Origin of the sequence: Methylovulum miyakonense HT12, assembly GCF_000384075.1 — a bacterium.
Lineage (GTDB): Bacteria > Pseudomonadota > Gammaproteobacteria > Methylococcales > Methylomonadaceae > Methylovulum > Methylovulum miyakonense.
Genome location: NZ_KB913025.1, coordinates 1,389,723 through 1,412,296, shown reverse-complemented (window position 1 = coordinate 1,412,296; position 22,574 = coordinate 1,389,723). Strand labels below are relative to the sequence as shown.

14 protein-coding genes and 1 pseudogene are annotated in these 22,574 nt (G+C 46.2%); 7 read left to right on the top strand and 8 right to left on the bottom strand.

The window, feature by feature from the left end; genetic code table 11:
* Nucleotide 1: 1 nt before the first annotated feature.
* From METMI_RS0107310 to rluB, 4 genes are all read left to right on the top strand, one after another.
* Complete coding sequence (locus METMI_RS0107310) at nucleotides 2-655, top strand: site-2 protease family protein (protein WP_019865624.1); 654 nt, start codon at nucleotides 2-4, stop codon at nucleotides 653-655.
* Nucleotides 656-797: 142 nt separating this feature from the next.
* A complete protein-coding gene (locus tag METMI_RS0107305) occupies nucleotides 798-1,619 on the top strand; it encodes a segregation and condensation protein A (protein WP_019865623.1) in 822 nt (273 codons plus the stop codon).
* A gap of 16 nt (nucleotides 1,620-1,635) precedes the next feature.
* A complete protein-coding gene (gene scpB / locus METMI_RS0107300) occupies nucleotides 1,636-2,214 on the top strand; it encodes an SMC-Scp complex subunit ScpB (protein ID WP_019865622.1) in 579 nt (192 codons plus the stop codon).
* A 440-nt stretch (nucleotides 2,215-2,654) separates the two neighbouring features.
* A complete protein-coding gene (rluB, locus tag METMI_RS23370; RefSeq protein ID WP_019865621.1) occupies nucleotides 2,655-3,536 on the top strand; it encodes a 23S rRNA pseudouridine(2605) synthase RluB in 882 nt (293 codons plus the stop codon).
* A gap of 199 nt (nucleotides 3,537-3,735) precedes the next feature.
* On the opposite strand, the gene METMI_RS28135 is transcribed toward rluB, so the two are convergent.
* Nucleotides 3,736-4,122, bottom strand: a complete 387-nt coding sequence (locus METMI_RS28135; RefSeq protein WP_156829790.1) for a hypothetical protein — start codon at nucleotides 4,120-4,122, stop codon at nucleotides 3,736-3,738.
* A gap of 254 nt (nucleotides 4,123-4,376) precedes the next feature.
* Between METMI_RS28135 and METMI_RS0107285 the strand changes: the two genes are divergently transcribed.
* From METMI_RS0107285 to METMI_RS0107270, 3 genes and pseudogenes are all read left to right on the top strand, one after another.
* Complete coding sequence (locus METMI_RS0107285; RefSeq protein WP_019865620.1) at nucleotides 4,377-5,642, top strand: IS4 family transposase; 1,266 nt, start codon at nucleotides 4,377-4,379, stop codon at nucleotides 5,640-5,642.
* Between the two features lie 305 nt (nucleotides 5,643-5,947).
* Nucleotides 5,948-6,704 (top strand): annotated as a pseudogene (locus METMI_RS28395) (IS5 family transposase).
* An 83-nt stretch (nucleotides 6,705-6,787) separates the two neighbouring features.
* Nucleotides 6,788-9,157, top strand: a complete 2,370-nt coding sequence (locus tag METMI_RS0107270; RefSeq protein ID WP_019865618.1) for a tetratricopeptide repeat protein — start codon at nucleotides 6,788-6,790, stop codon at nucleotides 9,155-9,157.
* A 309-nt stretch (nucleotides 9,158-9,466) separates the two neighbouring features.
* On the opposite strand, the gene METMI_RS0107265 is transcribed toward METMI_RS0107270, so the two are convergent.
* From METMI_RS0107265 to METMI_RS25360, 7 genes are all read right to left on the bottom strand, one after another.
* On the bottom strand, nucleotides 9,467-11,053 hold the full coding sequence (locus METMI_RS0107265; protein ID WP_198007895.1) for a glycosyltransferase family 32 protein: 1,587 nt from the start codon (nucleotides 11,051-11,053) through the stop codon (nucleotides 9,467-9,469).
* A gap of 5 nt (nucleotides 11,054-11,058) precedes the next feature.
* On the bottom strand, nucleotides 11,059-12,123 hold the full coding sequence (locus tag METMI_RS0107260; RefSeq protein ID WP_019865616.1) for a GSCFA domain-containing protein: 1,065 nt from the start codon (nucleotides 12,121-12,123) through the stop codon (nucleotides 11,059-11,061).
* A 627-nt stretch (nucleotides 12,124-12,750) separates the two neighbouring features.
* Nucleotides 12,751-13,545, bottom strand: a complete 795-nt coding sequence (locus tag METMI_RS0107255; RefSeq protein ID WP_083930201.1) for a sulfotransferase family protein — start codon at nucleotides 13,543-13,545, stop codon at nucleotides 12,751-12,753.
* A gap of 309 nt (nucleotides 13,546-13,854) precedes the next feature.
* Nucleotides 13,855-15,840, bottom strand: coding sequence for a glycosyltransferase 61 family protein (locus METMI_RS0107250; protein WP_198007894.1), 1,986 nt, complete (start codon nucleotides 15,838-15,840; stop codon nucleotides 13,855-13,857).
* 256 nt (nucleotides 15,841-16,096) lie between these two features.
* Nucleotides 16,097-16,945: a sulfotransferase domain-containing protein gene (locus tag METMI_RS0107240; RefSeq protein ID WP_019865612.1), complete on the bottom strand. Its 849-nt coding sequence runs from the start codon at nucleotides 16,943-16,945 to the stop codon at nucleotides 16,097-16,099.
* A 75-nt stretch (nucleotides 16,946-17,020) separates the two neighbouring features.
* Nucleotides 17,021-17,785, bottom strand: a complete 765-nt coding sequence (locus METMI_RS0107235; protein WP_019865611.1) for a sulfotransferase — start codon at nucleotides 17,783-17,785, stop codon at nucleotides 17,021-17,023.
* A gap of 278 nt (nucleotides 17,786-18,063) precedes the next feature.
* On the bottom strand, nucleotides 18,064-22,563 hold the full coding sequence (locus METMI_RS25360; RefSeq protein WP_019865610.1) for a glycosyltransferase: 4,500 nt from the start codon (nucleotides 22,561-22,563) through the stop codon (nucleotides 18,064-18,066).
* Nucleotides 22,564-22,574: the final 11 nt, after the last annotated feature.

The window sequence follows — 22,574 nt, the reverse complement described above, 5'->3', positions numbered from 1 at the left end:
TATGATGGATGAACTGACCTTAGCCCAACGCATCATCGTCTGGGCTTTGCCTGTGATCTTTGCCATCACCGGACATGAAGCCGCGCACGGCTGGGTGGCAAAAAAATGCGGTGACAACACCGCGGATATGCTTGGGCGTTTGACCTTGAACCCGCTCAAACACATAGACCCGCTAGGCACATTGATTCTGCCGGGGCTTTTGTTGCTGACAGGCACGGGCTTTATTTTTGGCTGGGCCAAACCCGTGCCGGTCAACGGGCGGTATTTTAAAAAACCCATACGCGATATGGCGTTTGTCGCCGCCGCCGGGCCAGGCGCGAATTTGCTGATGGCGCTAGCCTGGGCCTTGTTGGCGCGGCTGGGCGTGACCATCGCTGTGGAAGCGGTTTCCATGCCGCTGATTTACATGGGCATCGCCGGCATTTCCATCAATATTTCATTGATGTTGATTAATTTACTACCCATCCCGCCCCTGGATGGTAGCCGCATCATGACCGCGTTGTTACCCTACCGATTGGCCATACAGTACAACCAACTTGAGCGTTACGGCTTTATCATTTTGCTGGTGTTGCTGTACACCGAAGTGCTGGGCGCCATATTGCAATATCCTTTGTATATCGCCCATAACTTGTTTTTCTCGTTAGCGGGATTGTAACCAGGGCTTGGGTAATTATAGGCCGGAATTGAAGCGTAACCCGACATTGCTTAGACTGCCCAGTTGCCTTACCGCCAACCGACATCACTGGACCGCCTAAGTTACGTCGGTTTATCAAACTGGCGTAAACCAACCCATAAACATGACCCAAGTAAGCACCGGAACAGAACCCGAATCCCCTTCGTTCGCCATCGTCAACGGCACGCCGCTTAACCAACTGCCGGATGACCTGTATATCCCACCCGACGCACTGGAAGTGTTTCTGGAACTGTTTGCCGGGCCATTGGATTTATTGCTGTATCTCATCAGAAAACAAAATATGGATATCGTCAACATCCCGATAGCCCAGATCACCCAGCAATACATGGTCTACATCCAACTGATGGGTGATATGAAAATTGAGCTGGCGGCGGATTATCTGGTGATGGCGGCATGGTTGGCGGAGATCAAATCACGGATGCTGTTGCCGCGCCCGCCGGAATCCGAAGAGGAGGAAGATGACCCGCGTGCGACGCTAATCCGTCGCTTGCAAGAATATGAAGTGATCAAACTCGCCGCTGACGGCCTGGAACAACTCCCGCGCATGGAGCGCGATTTTTTTAGCGTTGACGTGGACACGACCACGTTAGACGTGGAACAAACTTTTCCCGATGTACAATTGGGCGAGTTGCTGCTCGCCTTTAAAGCCGTGTTAAAACGCGCCGAACAACTTAGCCACCACGCCATAACCAAAGAAGCATTATCAGTCCGTGAACGCATGTCTACGATATTGGAAAGCCTTAAAGGCTCAGATAGCCGATTATTTACAGAATTATTTACCCGCCGCGAAGGCCGGCACGGCGTGGTGGTCTCCTTTCTTGCTATACTGGAACTCGGCAAAGAAGGGCTCATCGAAATCACCCAGCCCGAACCCTTCGCCGAGCTACGCGTTAGAGCCAGCCAAACCACCCGCGCCGATCATTGAAGCACCCAAGGCCAACGTGGAAATCCAGCGTATCGTTGAAGCTATTCTGTTTGCCGCCAAACGGCCGATGACTTGCAAGCAAGTGCGCGAGGTGTTCCCTGAATTGGAACAGCCGGATTTGGCGGAAATCCAAGCCGCGATTGATGCCATCATCGCCGATTACCAGCCGCGCGGCATTGAATTGGCGAAAATCGCCAGCGGTTACCGTTTTCAGGTGCGTTCGGATGTGTCGCGTTGGGTGTCGCGTTTGTTTGAAGAAAAACCGCCGAAATATTCCAAGGCGTTGATGGAGACCTTGGCGATTATCGCCTACCGCCAGCCTGTCACCCGTGGCGACATTGAAGACATCCGCGGGGTTAGCGTCAGCACTAACATGATCCAAACCTTGCTGGAGAGGGAATGGGTACGGATATTAGGCCATAAAGAAGTGCCGGGGCGCCCCGCCTTATACGGCACGACCAAACAATTTTTAGATTATTTTAATCTATCCACTTTAAATGAATTACCGACCTTGCAAGAATTGCAGGGTCTTGAGCTGTCAGCAGCGGAAACCACTTTGGCGGATACGCCAAGATTGGACAATCCGTCTGTTTGACTCAAACGCATCAAGCTAAGAAATTTTTCCACGAACGACACTAAATACACGAAAGTTATACGCTGAACGGTCAAGTTTTTGGTTTTTTTAGGTAGCGCACCCTCTATAGCCTCTGGGGAATAAATGCGTACTTTTAAAAAATATTTATAAAATCAATGTAAAAGGTACGCATAGCGTAACCTATAGTGAATTATAAAAGCTATGTCACCGTTAATTGTTGAAAATTTTTTACTTTCTGACAAAAGCCATATTTAATGCGGCTTGTGGTTTTCGCTCAAAGCCACGTTGTTTAAGCCTTCCATAATTAACGGTGACATAGCCATTATAAAAGCCTAAAACTTGACCGTTTGATGCAGATCTATTTTTTCGTGTTTTTTTTGTGATTTTCGTGGACAACTCTTATTTAGCTTGTCCCTCAGTTAAACCAACGTAGGTAAACCGTGAAAAACCAACCAGCAAACCGTGGCCCGCGCCGCTCGCGCCCTGACACCGCCGCCACCAACCCCATACCTAAAGCGCATACCAAAACCAGCAGCAAAGCCCCGCCGCCACATCCAGAATCGGGTGAACGCATCCAGAAAATCCTTGCCCGGGGCGGGGTAGCTTCGCGCCGCGAAATTGAACGCTGGATCACCGAAGGCCGCCTCAAAATCAACGGCATCACCGCCACCCTAGGCACACGCTTGCACACCGGTGACCGCCTGGAAATCAATGACCGGATTGTCAACTGGGAAAAATTTGCCGAACAACCCACCCGGGTGCTGCTTTACCATAAACCCACAGGTGAAGTCGTCACCCGCCGGGATCCGGAAGGCCGCCCCATCGTCTTCCGGCGTTTGCCGGAACTGGCCACAGGCCGCTGGATAGCCGTCGGACGCCTGGACATCAACACCTCCGGCTTATTGCTGTTGACCAACAACGGCGAACTGGCAAACCGCCTGATGCACCCCTCCACCGAAGTCGAGCGTGAATATGCCGTGCGCATCTTAGGCCATGTCTCCGAAGCGACCTTGGCAACCCTGCAAGAAGGTGTGCATCTCGAAGACGGTTTGGCAAAGTTTGACGAAATCCATCCCGCTGGCGGTGAAGGCGCCAACAAATGGTACAACGTCATCGTCACCGAAGGCCGTAACCGCTTGGTCAGACGCTTATGGGAATCGCAAAACGTCATCGTCAGCCGCCTCATGCGCGTCCGTTATGGGCCGGTGGTACTACCGGATTCATTACGCACGGGGGCTGTTTACGAGATCAATGACAAAGAGCTTCAGTTGTTGTTTGAATTCGCGGGGTTGGGGAAGGATGTGCCCGATGTGCCATTATAAAGCAACACGACCTTGGAACCCCATACCGGCAGCAGCAAATCGGAGAACCCGATACGACCCACGCCTTGTTATGGCCATGTCGGCCATGCTAGGGCATCAGATAATCCACGGCGACGCTACTCCGAAAATGTTTTTTGCGGTCTTGACAGGGCGGGCACTTTCCCCAAATCGTTTCTAATAGCGGCATGGAAATCTTTTTTCAGAGGCGGTGGATGTTGAAAACCGTGAATTCAAGTAATAAGTTCATACCCCACCAGTTATCCAGCATCGCTGCCGGATAACTCCCGGAACACCCCGTAAGGACTTTTGAAGCCCAGTGGCGCTTTCTGGAGTTATGCACAGCCCCCAACGCCTGTTGCGTGGTCACGTCCGACACCCCATTGTCCTGGGGGAAATATTGGCGCAACAACCCGTTGACATTTTCGTTCTGCCCCCGTGCCCACGAGTGGCAAGGCTTGGCGAAATAGTAGCGCAATGCCGTCTGCCTGTGTGCGGCAAATTCCTTGCCGTTATCAAAGGTGAGAGTATGCACCAACGCCTTGAACCCGTCCAACAAGGTAGTCTCTATATGACGCCGTGCCGAGATGGCCTTACATTTTGACTACGCTTCCGCCCTCGCTCCAACTCCGTCAAAACTCCTCTCCTACGGCTACGCTGGAGCCGTCGTATACTGCTACACTAGCGTTACGCTTCCTGTACTCCTTCAGGGCACACGATTACCCACAACTCCCAAAATCAGCGATGATATAACCTTTTCACTAATCATATGAGCTGGGTACAACAGGAATTGGGGGCCTAGAATTAGGCGACAAACGGCGGACGAAACGGTTGGTGTCACTGATGGAAAGCTTATCAAATTCACCCAGGGCGAGCATCCCGACGGCTTGTGAAGGCTGGGCGGAAACGAAGGCGGCTTACCGCCTGCTGTCAAACGGCGCCGTGGACGCGATGGAAGTGCTGGCCTGCCATGCCGGGAAAAGCGAACATAGGGCGCAAGGGCATCCGGTGGTCCTGTGCATCCAGGACACCACGGAACTGGATTTCACCAGCCAGCCCGGCATCGCCGGGCTGGGCCGCCTTAGTTATGAGGCGCAACACGGGATGTATGCCCACCTGACGCTGATGGCCACGCCGCAACGCCTGGCCTTGGGGGTGATGGACGCCTGGCTGTGGGCGCGGCCACCCAAAGACGCAAGCCCCGTCCCCAAGGAAAGCACCCGCTGGAAAGAAGGCTACGGCATTGTTGCCGACACCGCCGTGCGCGTGCCGGACAGCCGCTTTGTCCAGGTCGGCGACCGCGAGTCCGACATCCGCGAACTGATGGACGAGGCCAGGCGGCGCGGCTATGCGGCCGACTTTTTGTTGCGCGCCCGGCATAACCGCAACTTGGCCAAAAAGGGGGACGGGGCCGCCGAAAAGCTGTGGGACAAAGCCGCCCGACAACCGCCACTGGGGCAAATTGAATTTATGCTGGAGGCCAACGGCGACCGCAAAGCCCGCAAGGTTTGCCAGAGCCTGTATGCCCTGCGGGCCACCTTGCCCAAGCACAAAGGCGCGCCCGCATTGGAAGTGACGGCCATCCTGGCACGCGAGGACAACCCGCCGCCGGGCGAGAAGGCCGTCGAATGGCGGTTGCTGACCAACCGCGGGGCCGCCACCCTCGAGCAGGCGGCGGAACTGGTGGGGTGGTACCGCTGCCAGTGGCTGGTTGAAATCTTTTTCCGCATCCTAAAAAGTGGTTGCCGCGTTGAAGCCAGGCAACTGGCCAGCATGGAACGGCTGGAGCGGTTGCTGGCGGTCTACCTTATCCTTGCCTGGCGCATCCTCCATCTGGTGACGCTTGGCCAGGAATGCCCGGGGCTGCCGTGTGACGTGGGGTTCGACCCCGAAGAATGGCAGGCCGCCTGGATGGTGGCGCATCGGAAAAAGCCGCCGCCGGAACCGCCGCCGTTGGGCGAAATGGTGCGGCTGGTCGCCCGCCTGGGCGGTTTTTTAGGCCGCAAATCCGATGGCAACCCGGGGCCTAAGGCCATTTGGGAAGGCATGGAGAAAGTCCGGCATTATGCTGTCGGGATTGAAGTCGGCAAAGCGGTTTATGCCAATTGATATGAGTTGTGGGTAATCGTGTGCCTTCAGGAAAAGTGATTATAAGCGGATAATGTGCACACTCCCTTTTATTTATAAATGTTCAAGGCTAGAATAACCGAGAATGTGGGTTGATAAATAGTGTTTTCAATCTATTCTTGGACATACCTAGTACTCAGTCAAGTTTGTTTTGTCGGGTAAAGATTCATATTAGCTTAATATAATCAATTACTAACAACTGTTAAAACCCGACAAATTAAGATTGACTGAGTACTAGGTTCTGTTGACGTTTGTCGAATAGGTTAAGATTATCCGATTTGGATGGCATGAACCGAATAGAGCTGAGTGATGATGAGTGGGGCCGCTTATTGGCGTTCTTAAAACAATTGCCGTGCATCCATGTCGGCTGTCCCGAGCAATGCAAGCGGTTCGTTGGGGCTTGCCTGTGGATATTACGTTCGGGGGCGCAGTGGCGGGTTTTGCCGCCAACGTACGGCAAATGGAACACCATCTTCAAACGTTTCTCGCGCTGGTGCGCGAATGGGGCTTGGGAGAAACTCCTCGGATATTTTTCCGAAGCCGCTGATTTACAGGATGTTTCCATGGATGGGTCGGTAATCAGGGCACATGCCTGTGCGGCGGGGGCGGCAAACAGCTCCGCCAAGGAAGAGGCGTTGGGGGCGTTCCAAAGGTGGCTTTGGCTGCAAGATCCATGCGGTCTGTGATGCCTTGGGGCTACCGGTCAGATTCATCCTGACGGGCAGCCAAGGGGCGGAGTGCAGGCAGGCTATCCCCTTGTTGGAAAACCTCAGTGCCCGCGCCGTTTTGGCGGACAAGGCCTACGACACCAATGCCTTACGGGAGTGGTTGGAAACACGGGGGATAAAAGCCGTCATCCCGCCCAAATCGAACAGGAAAGAAGAAATTGACTGCGATTATTGCCATTATAAGGAGCGGCACGTCATCGAATGTATGTTCGGCAAGCTCAAGCACTACCGCAGGATTGCCACCAGATATGAGAAAAAAGCCATTAATTACAGGGGGATGTTGTCATTTGCCTCCGTGCTCTTATGGCTACGATGAAACGTCAACAGAACCTAGAATGACAATTCCTTACGATAAGATAATTCAGAAAGGCATCCAACTACTTTTGGGCATATCTAAATATGACAGTTCCTTACGATGAGATAATTCAAAAAGGTATCAAAGCCCGACAAAGCAACCATAGGCAAGAAGCTTTGAGACTGTTTAAAGAGGCGATTGAATTGGTGCCTAATCAATTTCGGGCATATCGTGAGGCAGGAGTGGAATGTAGGGGTTTAGGCTTGTTTAATGATGCTGAAGGATTTTTTAATCAAGCGCTTATATATCAACCGAATGATTTTGCAACGAAGATTCACCAAGCTGTATGCAACCGTATGCAAGGAAAACATGAGCTTTGCTTGCAACAAATAATGGAGGTTATTAACAAAAATATTATAAATGCCTGGATATGTAATGAGTTGGCGATTTCTTTGAAAGAACTAGGGCGGTTAGAAGAAGCAGGGCATAGATTCCAGCAAGCTTTGGCCATGGAGCCGAATAACTTATACATTTTATGGCAATTTGCGTTGTTTGCTAGACTGTTGGGCAATAGGCCACTTGCATTAGAGCAATTTGAATCCATTAATCAATATAACCCTTTACATATTGGCGCATACGTTGAAGCGGCGACAGAGCTACAAGCATTAGGTAGACAACGTGAAGCCGCAGAAAAATTGCGGCTTGCTTTTTTACAGTCAAAGAACCCAGTTTTTTTGGAAAAGTATTTGTTAGCTCTGTTTGAAGAAGACCCACCGTTAGCTGCGCGCGAATTATTTGCGAATGTCGGTGACCATTCTATTTCAACTGTTTTGATCCAAAACTTCTGTAGTTACATACTTTCTCTCCCACATGATGTTGGGCATTTAGACGCATTTCAAAACAATCAAGTTATTGCTTTCCTAAGCCAAGAAAATTTTACTGTACATCTTATCGTACTCAAAAACCGCAATTATGAGTCTTTTATTGCTTTGTTGTCTTATTTTGAGCCAATGATCTTGCTCCTAACTGACAAAAGCCAGCCATTAATCAACAATAAATTATTTTTATTACTCATTATTTTTTCTGCATATAAAAAAAATAGCGTTGTAATGAGTTATGTAATGGCGCAACTAGAACAGTATATAGCCCTCTTTTCTTTTAGCGAGTTATGCAAAGTAAGCGAATCGCTCGTACGATTAACAAGCCGTCAATTTGCTTTATCTTTGTTTTCAAAAGTATCAATAAGCCACCATTCGATTGATTGTTTATTAGCCAGTTTAATCATGCGAGGCTACTATCCTGAAGAAGCTTGTTTAGCTATATTTGATGATAAAGATATTTTGTTGGAAATATTGCCATTTTTTTGTTTATCAAAAAACGAAGCCCTTCTTAAGAATATTTTTACACATTTATTGCAGAGAAAAATATTCTCGCTAGCTGAAATTAAGGCACTTTATCCTGATACAGAGTTTGTTGAATCACTCAAAATAATTAATGAAACGCTGAAGCCAGTGTTTCAAAATAGTTATCAACCTGTTAAAAAAACCGAAAAGCTTAATGTTGCATTGTGTATTTCCGGACAATTACGCGGCTATAAAGATGCGTTTATTGCCATTAATAAATCAATTATCGGGCCTTTACAGCCAGATATTTTTATTCATACGTGGGCTGATGTTGGTTTTAAAGCACCATTTCCTAGCATACATGCAAATAGAGTTTTTCATGGCCAGTTTCTTCACGCATATCAGGATTTATTGTTTAGAAAAAATTATTCTTATAACGATATAAAAAAATTATTGCCGACACTGTTCAGATTATTGGACGAGAATACCTCTGTCACCCAGAAGCAACTCAAAGAATTTTACCAAACAGAATTCGTTGTTGTTGAAGATGATAAAGAAGGGCGTTTTGAAAAGTTAACAAACCAACAAAAAATGCGTTATAAAATTGATGCCTGCAATCAATTGATAAAGAAAACAGGTAAACACTATGATTTAGTCATTCGTTTGCGCCCTGACCTTGAATTGCATGCGGTAACGCCTATTGATTGGCGGTTGTTTGCAGAAAATTGTAATACTAGAAAAGAGATATTCGTCGATTGGTCTGATGGGTTAGGTGATTTTGTCGAGTATAGTAATGGAATTTACTCGATTGGAGATACCGTTGGAATTGGTTCCCAGGAGAGCATGGATTTTTATGCTAGAGCCTTAAAATTAAAAGATACATTTATTGACCAAGGCTTGGCCTATTTTTCTAAAGACTATGGGCATTTAATATTGGCCCATGGTTTATGGCTCGGTGGATACGCTATTAAAAAAATGCCATTGAAAAAAGGTAAATTAATAAATGTCAATCTTAAGCCCAAAGATGTTCTTAATGCTGTTCGCAATGACCTAAGCAATTTGGATAAAGAAATTGCCGATAGTTTTATTAAGGCGTTAGAGCAAGATATTATGGATCAAACATCAGGTTAAAATGGCAGTGGTAAGCATTGATGTTTTGCACACCTACTGCAGGATGTGCCGTGTAGGTAAAGTTGGTATCGCTGAGCAACAGCGCATCCGGAGGTATACATAAATCTGGTGTTCGGAGCGGGCTTTAGAGGTGGCGACCTCTGCTGAAATTAGACTTACAAGATCAAATGACAGCCAAAAAGAGGTACGCCATGAATATAGATAACGCAAACAGCTTGGGTGCTCCAAGCCTAATTCATGACCGTCTAACAGGGCTATTGAGACGGAGACCCGTGGATTAATTGAAAAAACGGTTGAGGTTGGGGCAGACTACTTATTATCATTACTTGAATCTTGGGCTTGGGCTTGGTTTTTCGCTGCAACCGACCAATGCAAATTGGTTTTCCTATAATCAAGTGGTTTTTTTAAGAAGTTTGGCCCGTTTTGTACGAGTGAAAGCCCATAAGAAATTGCTTCAATACTTACTGGTAAAGCAGAAAACTCATTAGGAATGGGTTCTTTATTAGCAATATAAGACCCTATAACCCTTGTAAATAAGGCCGGCCCAGAAATTGCCAGCGTATGTTGTAAAACATTCCCAATATTGTTCTCACAGGCTTGAATGATACTTTCCGATACTTTCTGAATTGCAAAACCGATAATTGGACAAAAGGGTATTGAGCCAATAAGCCAATTACAAATACCGACTATATTATGAATATCCCATTTAAAAACGGCAAGATCGCCTTTTATAGAAAATAACTCACTAAATTTCTCGGTTAAAACCATATCAGCATCCAAATAAAAACCGCCATATTGATACAAGTAACATAGCCTAAACAGATCACACTTCATTGCCGGATGGGGAGACAAATCATATGCCTTATAAACATCTTCTGAAAAATATTTTTTAAGGCATCTTCTTGCTTCAAAATCGTTCAGCAAAACATAATCAATATTGGCTGATTTACATAAAAAACGATTTCTATCAATTAGGGTTTGAACCTGATCTGGGGGATTATCGTTATCCCAATATTGAAAAATCCTTAAGGGAATGCTTGTGTCATTTATTGAGCTACTGCTGACTTCTTGAAAACGCTCAACTGCAACAATTGAATCTTTAACAGAAAGCAGGGGGATGTCTTGCTTGATGATGGAACCTGATGAAATCACGTTAAGTGCGTCCTTTAAAAATTCGATGCCATAGCTTTTATTCATGTGGACATAGTCATCTGCAGGGTGGGCAGTCGACAAACCTTCCGTCAGCCGAATTGAACCACTAGAAAAGTGCGGTTTTGTAAACAGGAAGTCTGTAATCGTATCTTCTGGTTGAAAAATCATAATGCCTTGAAGAGCCTGAAAGGCATTCTTTATACCGTCATAATATCCTTTTTGAATTGACTGGCAATAATTGCCAGCCAAAAAATCCCATTTTGATGGGTCATTTACACATTCCCGGCTTGGGAAAGGCGATGGCGAAATAAAAATAGGCAAATCAACGACACTACGAACCATGGCGGCTAATTTATACAGCAGGTTATGGCTTACAACATCCTGGCAAACCCTAGTGAAACAGGCCTGAGTCATCACTTGACGAGATGGATCTTCGATATTTTCTAATTTATGGGTCGCAAGCGCCAAAGAAAAAATACGGACATCACAGGCCAGCCCATATAATAGGACGGCATCAAAACCATTAAAATCAATTGATTCCAGACCACCAGACGTAAAGATAATATCCTGCTTTGTAAGCTCATCTGTCGGAAATAAACATCCATTTCTTATTTCCATATGCACCATCGCATTGGCTCTAGCACCAAAAAAAACCAGCTCATTCCGATTATTGTCCACAACTAATTCGTCCCACGCCAACTTAAGCGCAGCAAGGTGGGAGTTACCCATTACACAAACTTTCATTTGCATCACCCCTTAGAACTGAATGCTGAGAGCATTTCTTCTTCACATACAATATCCTCATTTTTTATAACCGGATATGTGCCTTCAGAAGCGGGTTTATTAGGAATGGCATTTATAATGTTCTGGTCACCCAAACATGAAAAAAAAGTTTTCATTACAAAATCCACACCTTCATCTGTGACATTTCTTAAATTTTCCTGATAGAACATTCCGCGGAATGGAAAGCTGGTAATCAGCTCATAAGATGGGAAGTAATCAATATCTGTACTAGAAGACACCATATCATCCGCAACCGCCCTTAACGTTGACTTTGAATAGGTAGTTGCAACCAATACGTGTTGATTAGCCGCTGTAGCAGTTAATGGGACTGGCGACACAGTCAAAAGTAATTTGATTGAAGGATTAACTTTCTTTATAAGATTGAAGGAATCATGCAAATCACGGAAAATTTGAGGATATCTATAATTGATAAACGAATGTTTTTTTTCGTCAAATTCCCCCACAACAGTTCCTGGACACATCGGGTATACATAACCATGCTCCCCATTTATCCACGCTTCAGTCAATCCTAAGGTGAAAATAAATAATGAAGATTGACAAAACACATTTCGAATTGCGGAAAGTGTATCGTTTCTAGAGGCTAGCATTTCTTCAAGGCTAAAAAACCCATTAGGTTCAATATTTGGCCTGAAAGGGTCATAGAAACGGCCACTACTTTCCCAGACTTCTTCAGGTATAGGCTCATTCATAATAGCCCAATTAAGCCATTGTTTTAAAAGAGCCGGGGTATATATGTTGCCAGTTCGGAATGAAAACACCCCGTAATTAAATAATTTTTGAGATGTTAACGATAGTCCTTTTGGAGCCCGTTCACCATCTAACCATGAATAGCCTCGAGCAATAAGTGCTTTACTAATGTGTTGAGCAAAACATGAACCTGAAGTTATTATTTTTTGCTTTTTATCCAAGGGAAATTTAGGCTTCCAAATATTCTGAATCTGAGTTGGTTCAACGTCAGCTATGGCTGTTCGCCAGAACGCTTCTTTCGGTAAACTTTCATATGGGTTCAATGCCTTTCTCCCCTTACCTCTTAAATAAAAAGACTATGTCACCGTTAATTGTGGAGCCTTAAACAACGGGCATTGAACTAAAACTATAATCCGTTTAAATAAGACTTCTCGAAGAAACGTAACAACCATCTACTAAATCAGGTGCTTTAGCACGGGACAAAAGACCAAAGTCCACCCGATTTGTATCACTCGCAGTCGAATTATTGCTTTAACCCTTTGATGCTAACACTAACTGGCTAAAAGCCAATGGCATTAACCTAAATATGAAAATAAAAATTTTTCAACAATTAATGTGACATAGCCAATAAAAATGACAATGGAGCTATCTGGTAGAGAATAAATTATGTGCAACAAACATCGCTACTGAGAGACAATCCGATATTGACAATATTAATGTCCCATCCGAAATATAGGCACCAGTTGAAACCTAACTATTTCATGTGAAATTGGATACATGATAACAGGCCGCTAGCGAGCGGACAGCCAATAGAAGACGCCTGGGCAAAGCTAGCCAGATTTATGGCTTTCCTCAAAAAGACGAGCCCACTGCATCACCCCGCTAGTTTTATAATTTAACCAAGACCCGTTAGGTGCTAACCATATCAAAAATTGCCACTTATAAGAAATCTATTTAATATTTTTATCAAAATAACCATAGTGCCTACCCCAACGCCCACAAAGTTTTTCAATCTTATTCAACTCTTCTGGTGTAAATAATTCACTGTGGTCATGCTCTTTAGGAGTGGTGGCAAACTCACTAAACCATTCCGCATCGAAATCTTCGTTAAGATAAGCCAGCATCTTTTCCAATTCAGGTAAAAAGTTGCTTGTAAAATCTTCGTATTTGACTTCATAAACCCGATCCCTATATGCCCTTTTTAACACATGAATAATAGCTGCGGCTTCGTTCCAATAATTACAAGCCCCTATAAGATTATCAATCTTAACCACTTTACCAATCCGTAAGCTAGACACCACATCTACGGGATTCCGTACAATATGCACTAGCTTTGAACCTGGAAAATCAGTTGCTATCATGGACGCACAATAAACATTTTGAGGCGTTTTATCGAACCAACGTTTTCCTTCAAGCTTATTATTTATAAGATATTTTTGCATGTATCTTTTTTGTAAGTCAGCTCGGGAAACGCTTTTATTAAAAATATCATTAAATTCATTTTCGCTGATACCATCCATCTCCCGATGTTTTCTTAATATGGCGTTGGTCGTGCTAGAAAGCAGCCTTGTCGATTGGGGAGTGCCAAAAGGTTCGCTCCATCTAAAAAAATGCGATTCCTCAGGGGAAACCAAATTCGGGTGGTTACGCAGTACATTTCTTAACAAAGTTGTCCCAGACCGGACACATCCAATAATAAAAAATGGGGGGGTTCGAACTTGCTTATCTTTTAGTTGATTTGTCATTTAAAGTTATATCGGTTGATTTAGTTATTGCTTGCGGTCTAAAAAAACGTTGATGTTTGAGCTGTTAATACGGAGTCCAGTTCACAAGGGTGAAAAATATCACTTTTAATTTTCCCCCATTTGTTATGAAAGATATGTTAGATCTTTAAATATCCATCAAAACATACATTCATTTTTAGGGTAATCTGCTTTGACTTTCTACATAAAGAATCAAGACAAAAAACATACGCCTCTTTATTGCAGATCAGCTAGAGCCTGAGTATAACTCCGCATTTTCTACCAGAAAGGACACGTTTTTAGGGTTTAGCATCACTTAAATAATTGGGGGGCAATTTTCTGTAATTGCATATCTAAGAAGTCTAAATCGCTTTCCATTTCTAAATCACAATACTTTTCAGTTTCCACTAGCCCTTGTTGATAAAGTATGCCCCAAATACCGCTTAAGTTTTGTAGCACGTTACCATTCAATCCTTTTACTTTTCCATACCGAATAAAACAATTATGAAACTCTGAATCAAATCCAGCCGCCTCGGAACAGATGATATAGTTTCCGTTCAACTCGGAAAGCCGCGAAAAATGCAATAATTTCGTGCCGTTATTTTTTGCGAACAATACGGTGTGGAAGGCTGAACCAGTGAAGCCCGCAACAACAGAGGCTTGTTCAAATAATTTGATTTGTTCAGCCAATGAAAAAGTTTCAGGATGCACTACAAAAAAACCTTCATTGCTTAATGCATCTTCAAATCTTTTTTCACCAGCAATTGCACCCTTTTTTAATAGGGAACGGCTTAGCCATACTTTGGCTGATCTTACGTTTGTGGTGCATTTTGCCGTTATGCGTTCGCCAAGAACCAACATCCCCTTCCTTTGTTCTGCTGCACAAAAATGCCGATTTATAAGGCCGGCTTCGGGAACAGTCAACTCATCAAACAGCAATGGCCCATCAATAAATTTTATACGGCTAAGATCGCCAGCTAAATGGCTTAAAACCGTCCGTTGCCAGTTAGGCAAGCTATCATAAGTGCCCGCTTCTTTTAAGCCTTGCATCCGGTAAAAATAAATATCCCCAGTGCTGTCATAGAGATACCATGTACGGGCAAGGCTTTCTAATAAAAAATGCCCGAAATGGTTGGTAAGCATGCCACCGTAAATTGCCTTATTTGCAACTCCCTTTGCCGTATTATGATCAATTTTCAGATCGTGTTCGTGCGCTTGAAAAAACACCGCAGATTTTCCTCTTCTGAGTAAGGAATCGATATGCGGTTTATCCGAGCTATCATAAATGCCGCCAATTGTTGACACGCCGTTTGGATAAAGTGACTTTTCATTTTTACGGATACGTCTTAAAGGGCTTACAAAGCAAGATGCAAACGTTGGAGCTGCTAATTTTTCTGGCGCACCCATGCTGGGCGGTTTTGTTTTTATGGTGCTTGTTGCCAAAGGCCTGCGAAATGCAGAAATGTCTGTTCGCCACGATACCGGCAAGTTTTCACCAAATGTATTCTCGGCCCAATCAAAAACATGGTGAAACTTGTCATAAATACGTTCACGCATTGCTTCAGTCAAAGCACTAGGAACGCCTTCTAAGACACGCTTTTCTGTATCTGGGTCAATGAAGTCAATGCCACAGAAACGGCATAATTGTGAAATAACGTTCGGGTCGAACAACTGTTCATAAAACTGGACAAATACACGTTCTTTTGGAAAAACTTTATAGACTGTCGATAACGTTTTTTCGTAATCGGTACACTCATAAAAATGCGGTTTCTCAAGAAAACTTTCAAAGTCATTAACGATATTGATTTGAGGATTTCCTTTTGCCCGCATACGCACAGCCGACCAAAATCTGTCTATCGGATTTCGTATTAAAAAAATCAGCCGCACATCATCTGCCAAACTTTTTATGGCCTGATAACCTGCCTGATCAAGTAACGCATATTCTGGAGTAACTTCGCAAAACACTGATTCGTTATTTGCAAGATCCTTAAAATAATTGCGATAACGCTCAATATCCCCGCCCATTTTGGCGCGGCTAGATAAGACTCTAAAGCGTTTAAAGCGACGGGTGTCTTTAAGGACATCCACCATTTCTATCTTATGCGACACATCTACGAAAGCTTTGATCAGTCGGCGTTCGAGCCCTGCACAAAGCTCAGGCCTGTAGAGGCTGTCAAAAAAATGCAGTTCTTTAATGGGGGACACAAATACATCAGGATGTCCAGAAAGATAATCCGCAAGCCAACTCGTTCCGGATTTCTGTGCCCCAATACCTATAACGTATCTGATATTACTCATCGTATTCATGCCTGTTTAGTGTATTTCAATTGTAGGATGTCAATTATGAAATCTAAGGTGACCATCAATTTCCAAGCCATATATAAAGTAACGTTGGAAATTTTTGGCTATTTTATGACCCAATGTTGGAGGAGTTTATTTCAGAAGACTTTATCAAAAAGATGCGCTGTCGTGGTTGCCAAACGAAAATTCCAAACCCTTGCCTTGGTAAAATAGGTTGTTACTGTTAGGTGCAGTTATTGCCTTAAAATTTTTGCTACTTGGATAATGTCTTATAAAAATTTAAATCGCTGCCCCATGACTCAGGCAACGCATCGCCATACTTTTGTTGCACCCATTCATAAAGTGGCCCAAACTTGGTCAAAATTTTAATTTTTATTTCAGGGTCAATTTCCTTTTGGACACCCTCATGCACCTTTTTGCCAAAATCAGGATCGACGTATGAAATACCGGAAAAATCACATATTCTTTTTAATGATTCCGGTAAAAACAGGTTTTCGTAGAACTCGACCAAAATATTTGAAGGTTCAAACACTTGATAAATTTTTTCGATGGTTTTTTGGTAATCTGTGCGTTCAACAAACTGGGGGTTAATTAAAAAATCATCAATTTCTTTAACCACATCTAAGTTTGGCTTCTTTTTGTTCCACATCCTTAAAGCAGACCAGAATCTATCTACAGGATTACGCATTAAAAATATAATTTTAACATCCCCTGAAAGGGATTTAATAGCTTCATAACCCATTGTATCCAGTAATGAATATTCGGGGGTTATCTCACAAAATATCTTTTCGGAATTAGCCCGCTTTATAAAATAATCTTGATACTCCAGGATATCCCCATTCATATTGACCCTATCTTTTAAAGCACCCAGCCTAATTCCCTTAGCGGTATTAGGAGCCGGATGTTCAATTTCTAAAGTTTTAAACGCGTTTAAAAATCGCCCGTCAAACCCTCGGCATAGATCTGGACGATATTTTACGTCAAAAAAATGCAGCTCTTTAATTGGCGACATCAATACTTCCGGATGGCGTGAAAAATAATCACCTAACCATGTTGTGCCCGCCTTTTGGGCGCCAATACCAATAACATATCTTTGTTCCATTTTTTCCCCGAAATTAGTTGAGGCATTACTGTTAATGTTAATGCAACGGTTGATTTATAAATCTATTTTTCCAAATCACCGGTAGAAAAATAATTCAAATTCCTCAAACCGCTTTTCTATCTGCCTTATTTGCGCTTTATTAAAAACTTCCAAATACTGAAAAGGGATATTCGATGAAATATAAGGTAATTTGGTGTGCTGATAACGGAGATTTTTTAACAACAGGTAGGAAAGGTCGAACTCTGCGCCGACATGGGCAAATAATTTTTCTAATGTTTGGCGGGTATCAAGGCAAAGCGATTCAAGAGACGTCGCTATGGCATTTGGGATATGGCCTTGGACGGTCTGCTCCAACTGTGCATAAATGATCCGTAAGTACCTTTTTTTCTTAGGGACGTATGATTCGAACCAGGTGGAGAAGTTATCAGCCTTATCACGACGAAAGTCGGAAGCCACTATGGCGCGGGGGTCTTTATAGGTCGCAATGAAAGGGCAATCAATTTTTTTTGTACAGCTGTTCAGTGCAGAAAAGTATCTGGGCGTTTTATCAAACATAATGGTCTTATTATGATCGACTACTGTAGAGAGTTGCCATAACCTGTCATAAAACTCATCGAAGGTGTCGCAATCACAAATCGTGTCCAAATCAGATTCTTTAATACGCCAACCAGAAATCAGATTAGTGGCGAAAGGCTCTAGTGTACGGAATTCACGGGGGGAATTGACCAGCAAAACGCCCGTTTCAAAGCCGGAATCAATAGTAGGTACTTGTCTAAAAATATCTGAAAGAAGTGTCGTGCCGCTATGCTCGATTCCACAAATTACAAAAGAAGGTTTCAAGATTATTCCTTATGGTTAGTTAATTAAGCAATGCCCTATAGACTCAACATAGGCATTCAAATTGCCATCGTTGATGTTGTAAACTGACAATTTGTCACTAATTTTAGATTGCTACGCTGGCGCATTTCGCCGGATTGTAACGAAACTGCCCCGATTATAGCAATGTTACTATCGCCTTTATTTTTCATAAATGGCTAAGAAGGCCATAAAAACACTTCTTAACAAATTGAAATTAAATGCTTTTATAAACCCTCTATTTAGATAATGGACGGCATATATTATCGGGCAACTGAGGGTGGAACAGGTTTGGGTGTTTTTTTCTTTACCTTCAAATAAACATCGGCCAATTCCCTAACCTGTTCTGACACGCGCCTGAGGGCGGGCGGATGGGCCTTGCCCTTGAAGACGGCGGGGGAGCGGTCGATCTGCACGAGGAGGCCGGACAGGGTCTCCTCGGTGGGTTCGATGACGAATCCTGACTTGCCCTCGATGACATCCTCGCCGATGCCGCCCATGTTGCTGGCGACGACCCAGCAGCCGCAGGCGGCGGCCTCGCGGGTGACCAGGCCGTAGCTTTCCGGCCAGGTGGAGGGCGCGAACAGCACGTCGATCTGGCGGTACAGCTCGGGCACGCGGGGCTGCGCCATGCGCCCGATGAAGGTCACCGGCACCCGCCCCCAATGGGTCTGGAGGCGGTAGCCTTCGTCCTGGGAATGGTCGACGATGAGCATTTCCAAGTGTTCCGGCTGCACCGCCTCGATGGCCGCCTTCAGCAGGAAGTAGCCCTTGTGCTCCGCCATGCCGCCGACATGGCCGCACACCACCTTGTCGGTGTGGCGGGTGTCCTTGGCCTGCCAAGGCAGGGTCTCGGAGATGCCGTTCTTGTTGACGCGGACCGTCGGGATTTCGTTCTTGCGGTAAATCTCCGCAAAACACTGGGACACCGTCAGCACCGCGTCCGCGCCGCGCAGCAAGTCCTTCAGGAACAGGATGCGCTCCACCGACTCCAGCTGGCTGATGTTGCCCGGCGGCGTGCAGGGCTGGTACGGGTCGGGGTGGCCTTCGGGGTAGACCACATGGTTGGCGTCGACCAGGAACTGGTAATCCGAAATCCACCAGGCGTCATGGACGGTGACGATGTATGGGATTTCCGCCTTGCGGGTCGCCTCCACCACCGACGCGGTCAGGCGTTGGATGCAATGGAAATGCACCAGCTCGGGCCGCTCCGCGGCCAGGAACTCCGCAAACAGCTCGCCCATCTTGTCGTCGCTGGGATGCCAGTCCATGTGCTCGCGCCATAAAATGCTCGAGCGGTAGACACGGGCGCCCTCATAGTTGTACACCGTCATCTGGTACGGCGGCTTCACGTCGGCGTCGGACGTGAACACGCTGAGGTCGAACTGGTTGTGGTAATCGCGCCGCAACAGCTCGAAATTGTCGGCGATGACGCGGGTCGCGCCGCCGATGGACTGCGGCGGGAAGAACACATTGACCAGCGCGACTTTCTTGCGTGGCGCCATTTCCGCCTGTGCCGCCGCCAACGCGTCGTCCAGCACCCCGGCGATGTTGTCCGCCAACGCCCCGACGCTGTACTCGGCACGCACCCGCACCTGGGCCTTTTCCGCCACCGTCTTGCGCAACAGCGGGTCGTCGACCAGGGCCTTCAAATGTTCATACCAATCCTCGGCGGTGGCGGCGATGAAGCCGTCCTCGCCGTCGTGGATCACGTCGCGGTAGTTGGCGGTCGCGCTGACCACCGACGGGATGCCCAGGCACGCCGCCTCGAACCATTTCAGCTCGCTCTTGCAGCCGTTGATTTCGTCATCATGCAACACCGCCAAATTGATGTCCGCCCGCTCCAGCATCGACCAATAGGCCTTGACGCTCTTCACGGGCGGCATCTGCTTGACACGGTCGCCGTGAGTTTCCAAGAACGCCTCCGGCAGCTTCAGGTAGCCCGCGATTTTCAGGCCGACCTGCGGATATTCGTCCAACAGGCGCCTGACCGCCGGCAAGGCCAGGTCCGTGAAGTCGCTGTTGTGCGCCATCGTGCCGCTGCCGTAGAAAATGTCCACCGTCTCCTGGTCGGGGTCGAATGGCTTGTGCCTGAACACGTTCAGCGCGTCCAGGCCGTTGCGGTGCAGGAAGCACTGGCCGCCGAACACCAGCGGGGCCAGCTTGTCCGCCAGGGCGCGCGTCGAGGCCAGGCCGAAACGGCAATACTGCGCGGCGGCGCGGAACGAAGCCATGCCCTTGATCAGCTGCAAATAAATGTTCAGGTCGAGATAACCGCCGTACGTCTCCAACGGCGGCGGGTAGGCCGCGTCGAACAGCAGGTCGTCGATCTCGTACAGCGACAGCTTGCCGGTCGCGTTGGCCTGCGCCATCGCCTTCAGCACCGCCGGCTCGGCGGGGACGCGGTAGAAAATGATGGTGTCATGGAAGGCCAGGTCGTTCTGCCCGTTGGCGAGCTCCGTCCAGGAAATGGTGGTGACGGCCTTGCCGGCGGCCTCCAGCTGCTCGGTCTTCTGCTCGATGCGGTAGCGCACGCACTGCGGGATATGGAAGTCGCCGACGATCAGCACCCGCTCCAGGTTGCACGGGCCCACCTGCGCCGCATTGGCCTCCGCACCGTAGTAGCGCAGGTAGGCGTTGTAGATGAGCTCGGCGGCCTCCATGACCGTCGCCACCAGGCCGTCACGGTCGCCCGTCACCGCCTGCGCCTCGATCAGGCCTTGGCGTGTCAACCAATACTCGTGGATCAGTCCGTCCAAACGATCACGGATGTCGCTAGATTCAGGGTTTTTTTCAAGACCCGCCATAAGTGTGAATAGGACATCCTTAGGGTGGGCAACATGCTTTTTGCAGTGCATCAGGTTAGGCACCATAGTCTTGCTGGGTTTGCCCTCGCTTGCGGCGGCCGCCTCGTAATGCGCTGCAGCTGTTTCGTAATCCCGTTGTTCAAAATAGGTGTTGCCCAGTAATTCTAGGGTTTCAGTCTGCCGTTCAAAGGTCAGGCTGATTTTTAGCAGGGTGCGGATAAGGGTAATGTCAGCCGCTGCTTTTACTAATTGTTGTTTGGCTTGCTCAAGGTAGTAACGGGCATTGATGACAGGATTACGGCTAATCCGTAAAGGGAAGCTAAGGTTGCCGGAGAGTAATTTATTGAGATCCTCGCCAGTGATTTCTATACCTGCTTCGGCATTGATTTGACAAAGGGTTTTAAATTTATCGGTTTCAGCGGCAATTTCTGGGCCAAATACGGCGGGATCAATTTCCTGGTTTTTGGCGTTGTTGGTTAACACGTAGTTATTGGCTAGGACATTAATTTTCCGGTCATTTTCAGTGGATTGCAGAAAAATGTCGATTAAGCCTTTGGGGATGAGGATTTTAAAACCGGATTGGGCATAATTATCACCAAATTTTCCGGCTATATCTAAGCGCTCCTGCCACTCCGGGGTGACAGGGGAAGAAACGCCATCAATAGATAAAGTAAGCTTTAAAGGTGTTTGTTCATGATTAATCGCCCAACCAAAGATGCAGAGGTTTTCTATGTTTTCTACATAACCGCTAACGCCTTGTAATTTTTTTTCGGTTTTTTTGTTTGTGGCTTGGGTTCTGGTCGTTTTTGCCTCCATTTTTAATGGTGGGACTTGATTATGCAAGATAGTGCCATTGGCGATGATGTCAATCCTCAAGCCGTTTTGCCGTGCGAAGATAAAGGTTTCGACCAACTCGGCGGGTAAATCAATTTTAAAACCTGAATTGATAAAATCGTCACCGAAAGCTTGAGCAATATCAACACGCATAAGCCAAGCAGGCGTTATCGGGTATTTGACATCGGCAATCAGTAAAACCAAATTGAGCCCGTTGCCCTCTTTGTCAAGAACCCAGCCAAAAATTTGGTTGTTTTCGATACGCTCGACGTAACCAATAATTGGGCTATCTTCTTTGGATTCGGACAACGCTTCGGTCGCAATTGAAAAATTTCCCGAAACCACTTGATTGCCGGTGACTGGAGCTTTTTCTATATCCTCAGGTTTTTTATCAGGCACTGAAGGGCTTGCTGCCTTTGCCTTGTCCGTTGTTAATGTTGCTAAATCAGCAGGTGTTTTAACAATTACTGCACTGCCGGGCAATTCCAATTCGGCTATTTCAAGAAGTTCCGTAACAATACTGGTGATCGCGGTTTCGCTAAATTGTGAAGAATCCCCATCGGCGGCTTGGCTAGCCAATGATTTACGGACAGGTTCAAGCTTGCTATGCAGGGTAATGCCATTGGCGGCGACTTCAATGAGGCCACCATTTTTATAAGCGGCTTCAAAATCGTCCGCTAGCCCTTGTGGTATATAAATTCTAAAGCCGGAGCGAAGAAATTCTTCTCCATAATGATCGGCAATATCACTACGTTCCAACCAATCGTAAGTAATCTGAAACGCTTCATTATTGATGCGTAGTGAAAGATTTAAGGGGGTATTATCAAAATCAAGCACCCAACCATGGATTTGCAAATTTTCTACAAACTCTACATAGCCTAAGATGCTAATTTCAGGAGAATCGGTGATTTTAATCTCAACGGCTTGCTCTACCGGGGCAGTGGCAAAAGTTATGGGGGGGAGTTCTTTTTCTGTTGCCCATTCCGTTACGGTTTCGGTTTTGATTTCTGGCAAAGCCTGAGGTTCGAAATCAAGGATCTGCTTTACTGCACTATCCAAGGCAATCGCTTCTTCAATGATGTTTTCAGATGGCTCAGGTGAACTTGACGTGACTTTTTTCATAGCTTGTTCCG

Excerpts from the sequence above, each read along its gene's own strand:
- METMI_RS0107310 (WP_019865624.1), top strand. The coding sequence starts at position 2 with ATGATGGATGAACTGACCTTAGCCCAACGCATCATCGTCTGGGCTTTG.
- METMI_RS0107305 (WP_019865623.1), top strand. The coding sequence starts at position 798 with ATGACCCAAGTAAGCACCGGAACAGAACCCGAATCCCCTTCGTTCGCC.
- METMI_RS0107285 (WP_019865620.1), top strand. The coding sequence starts at position 4,377 with ATGGAAAGCTTATCAAATTCACCCAGGGCGAGCATCCCGACGGCTTGT.
- METMI_RS0107270 (WP_019865618.1), top strand. The coding sequence starts at position 6,788 with ATGACAGTTCCTTACGATGAGATAATTCAAAAAGGTATCAAAGCCCGA.
- METMI_RS0107265 (WP_198007895.1), bottom strand. The coding sequence starts at position 11,053 with ATGAAAGTTTGTGTAATGGGTAACTCCCACCTTGCTGCGCTTAAGTTG.
- METMI_RS0107255 (WP_083930201.1), bottom strand. The coding sequence starts at position 13,545 with ATGACAAATCAACTAAAAGATAAGCAAGTTCGAACCCCCCCATTTTTT.
- METMI_RS0107250 (WP_198007894.1), bottom strand. The coding sequence starts at position 15,840 with ATGAGTAATATCAGATACGTTATAGGTATTGGGGCACAGAAATCCGGA.
- METMI_RS0107240 (WP_019865612.1), bottom strand. The coding sequence starts at position 16,945 with ATGGAACAAAGATATGTTATTGGTATTGGCGCCCAAAAGGCGGGCACA.
- METMI_RS25360 (WP_019865610.1), bottom strand. The coding sequence starts at position 22,563 with ATGAAAAAAGTCACGTCAAGTTCACCTGAGCCATCTGAAAACATCATT.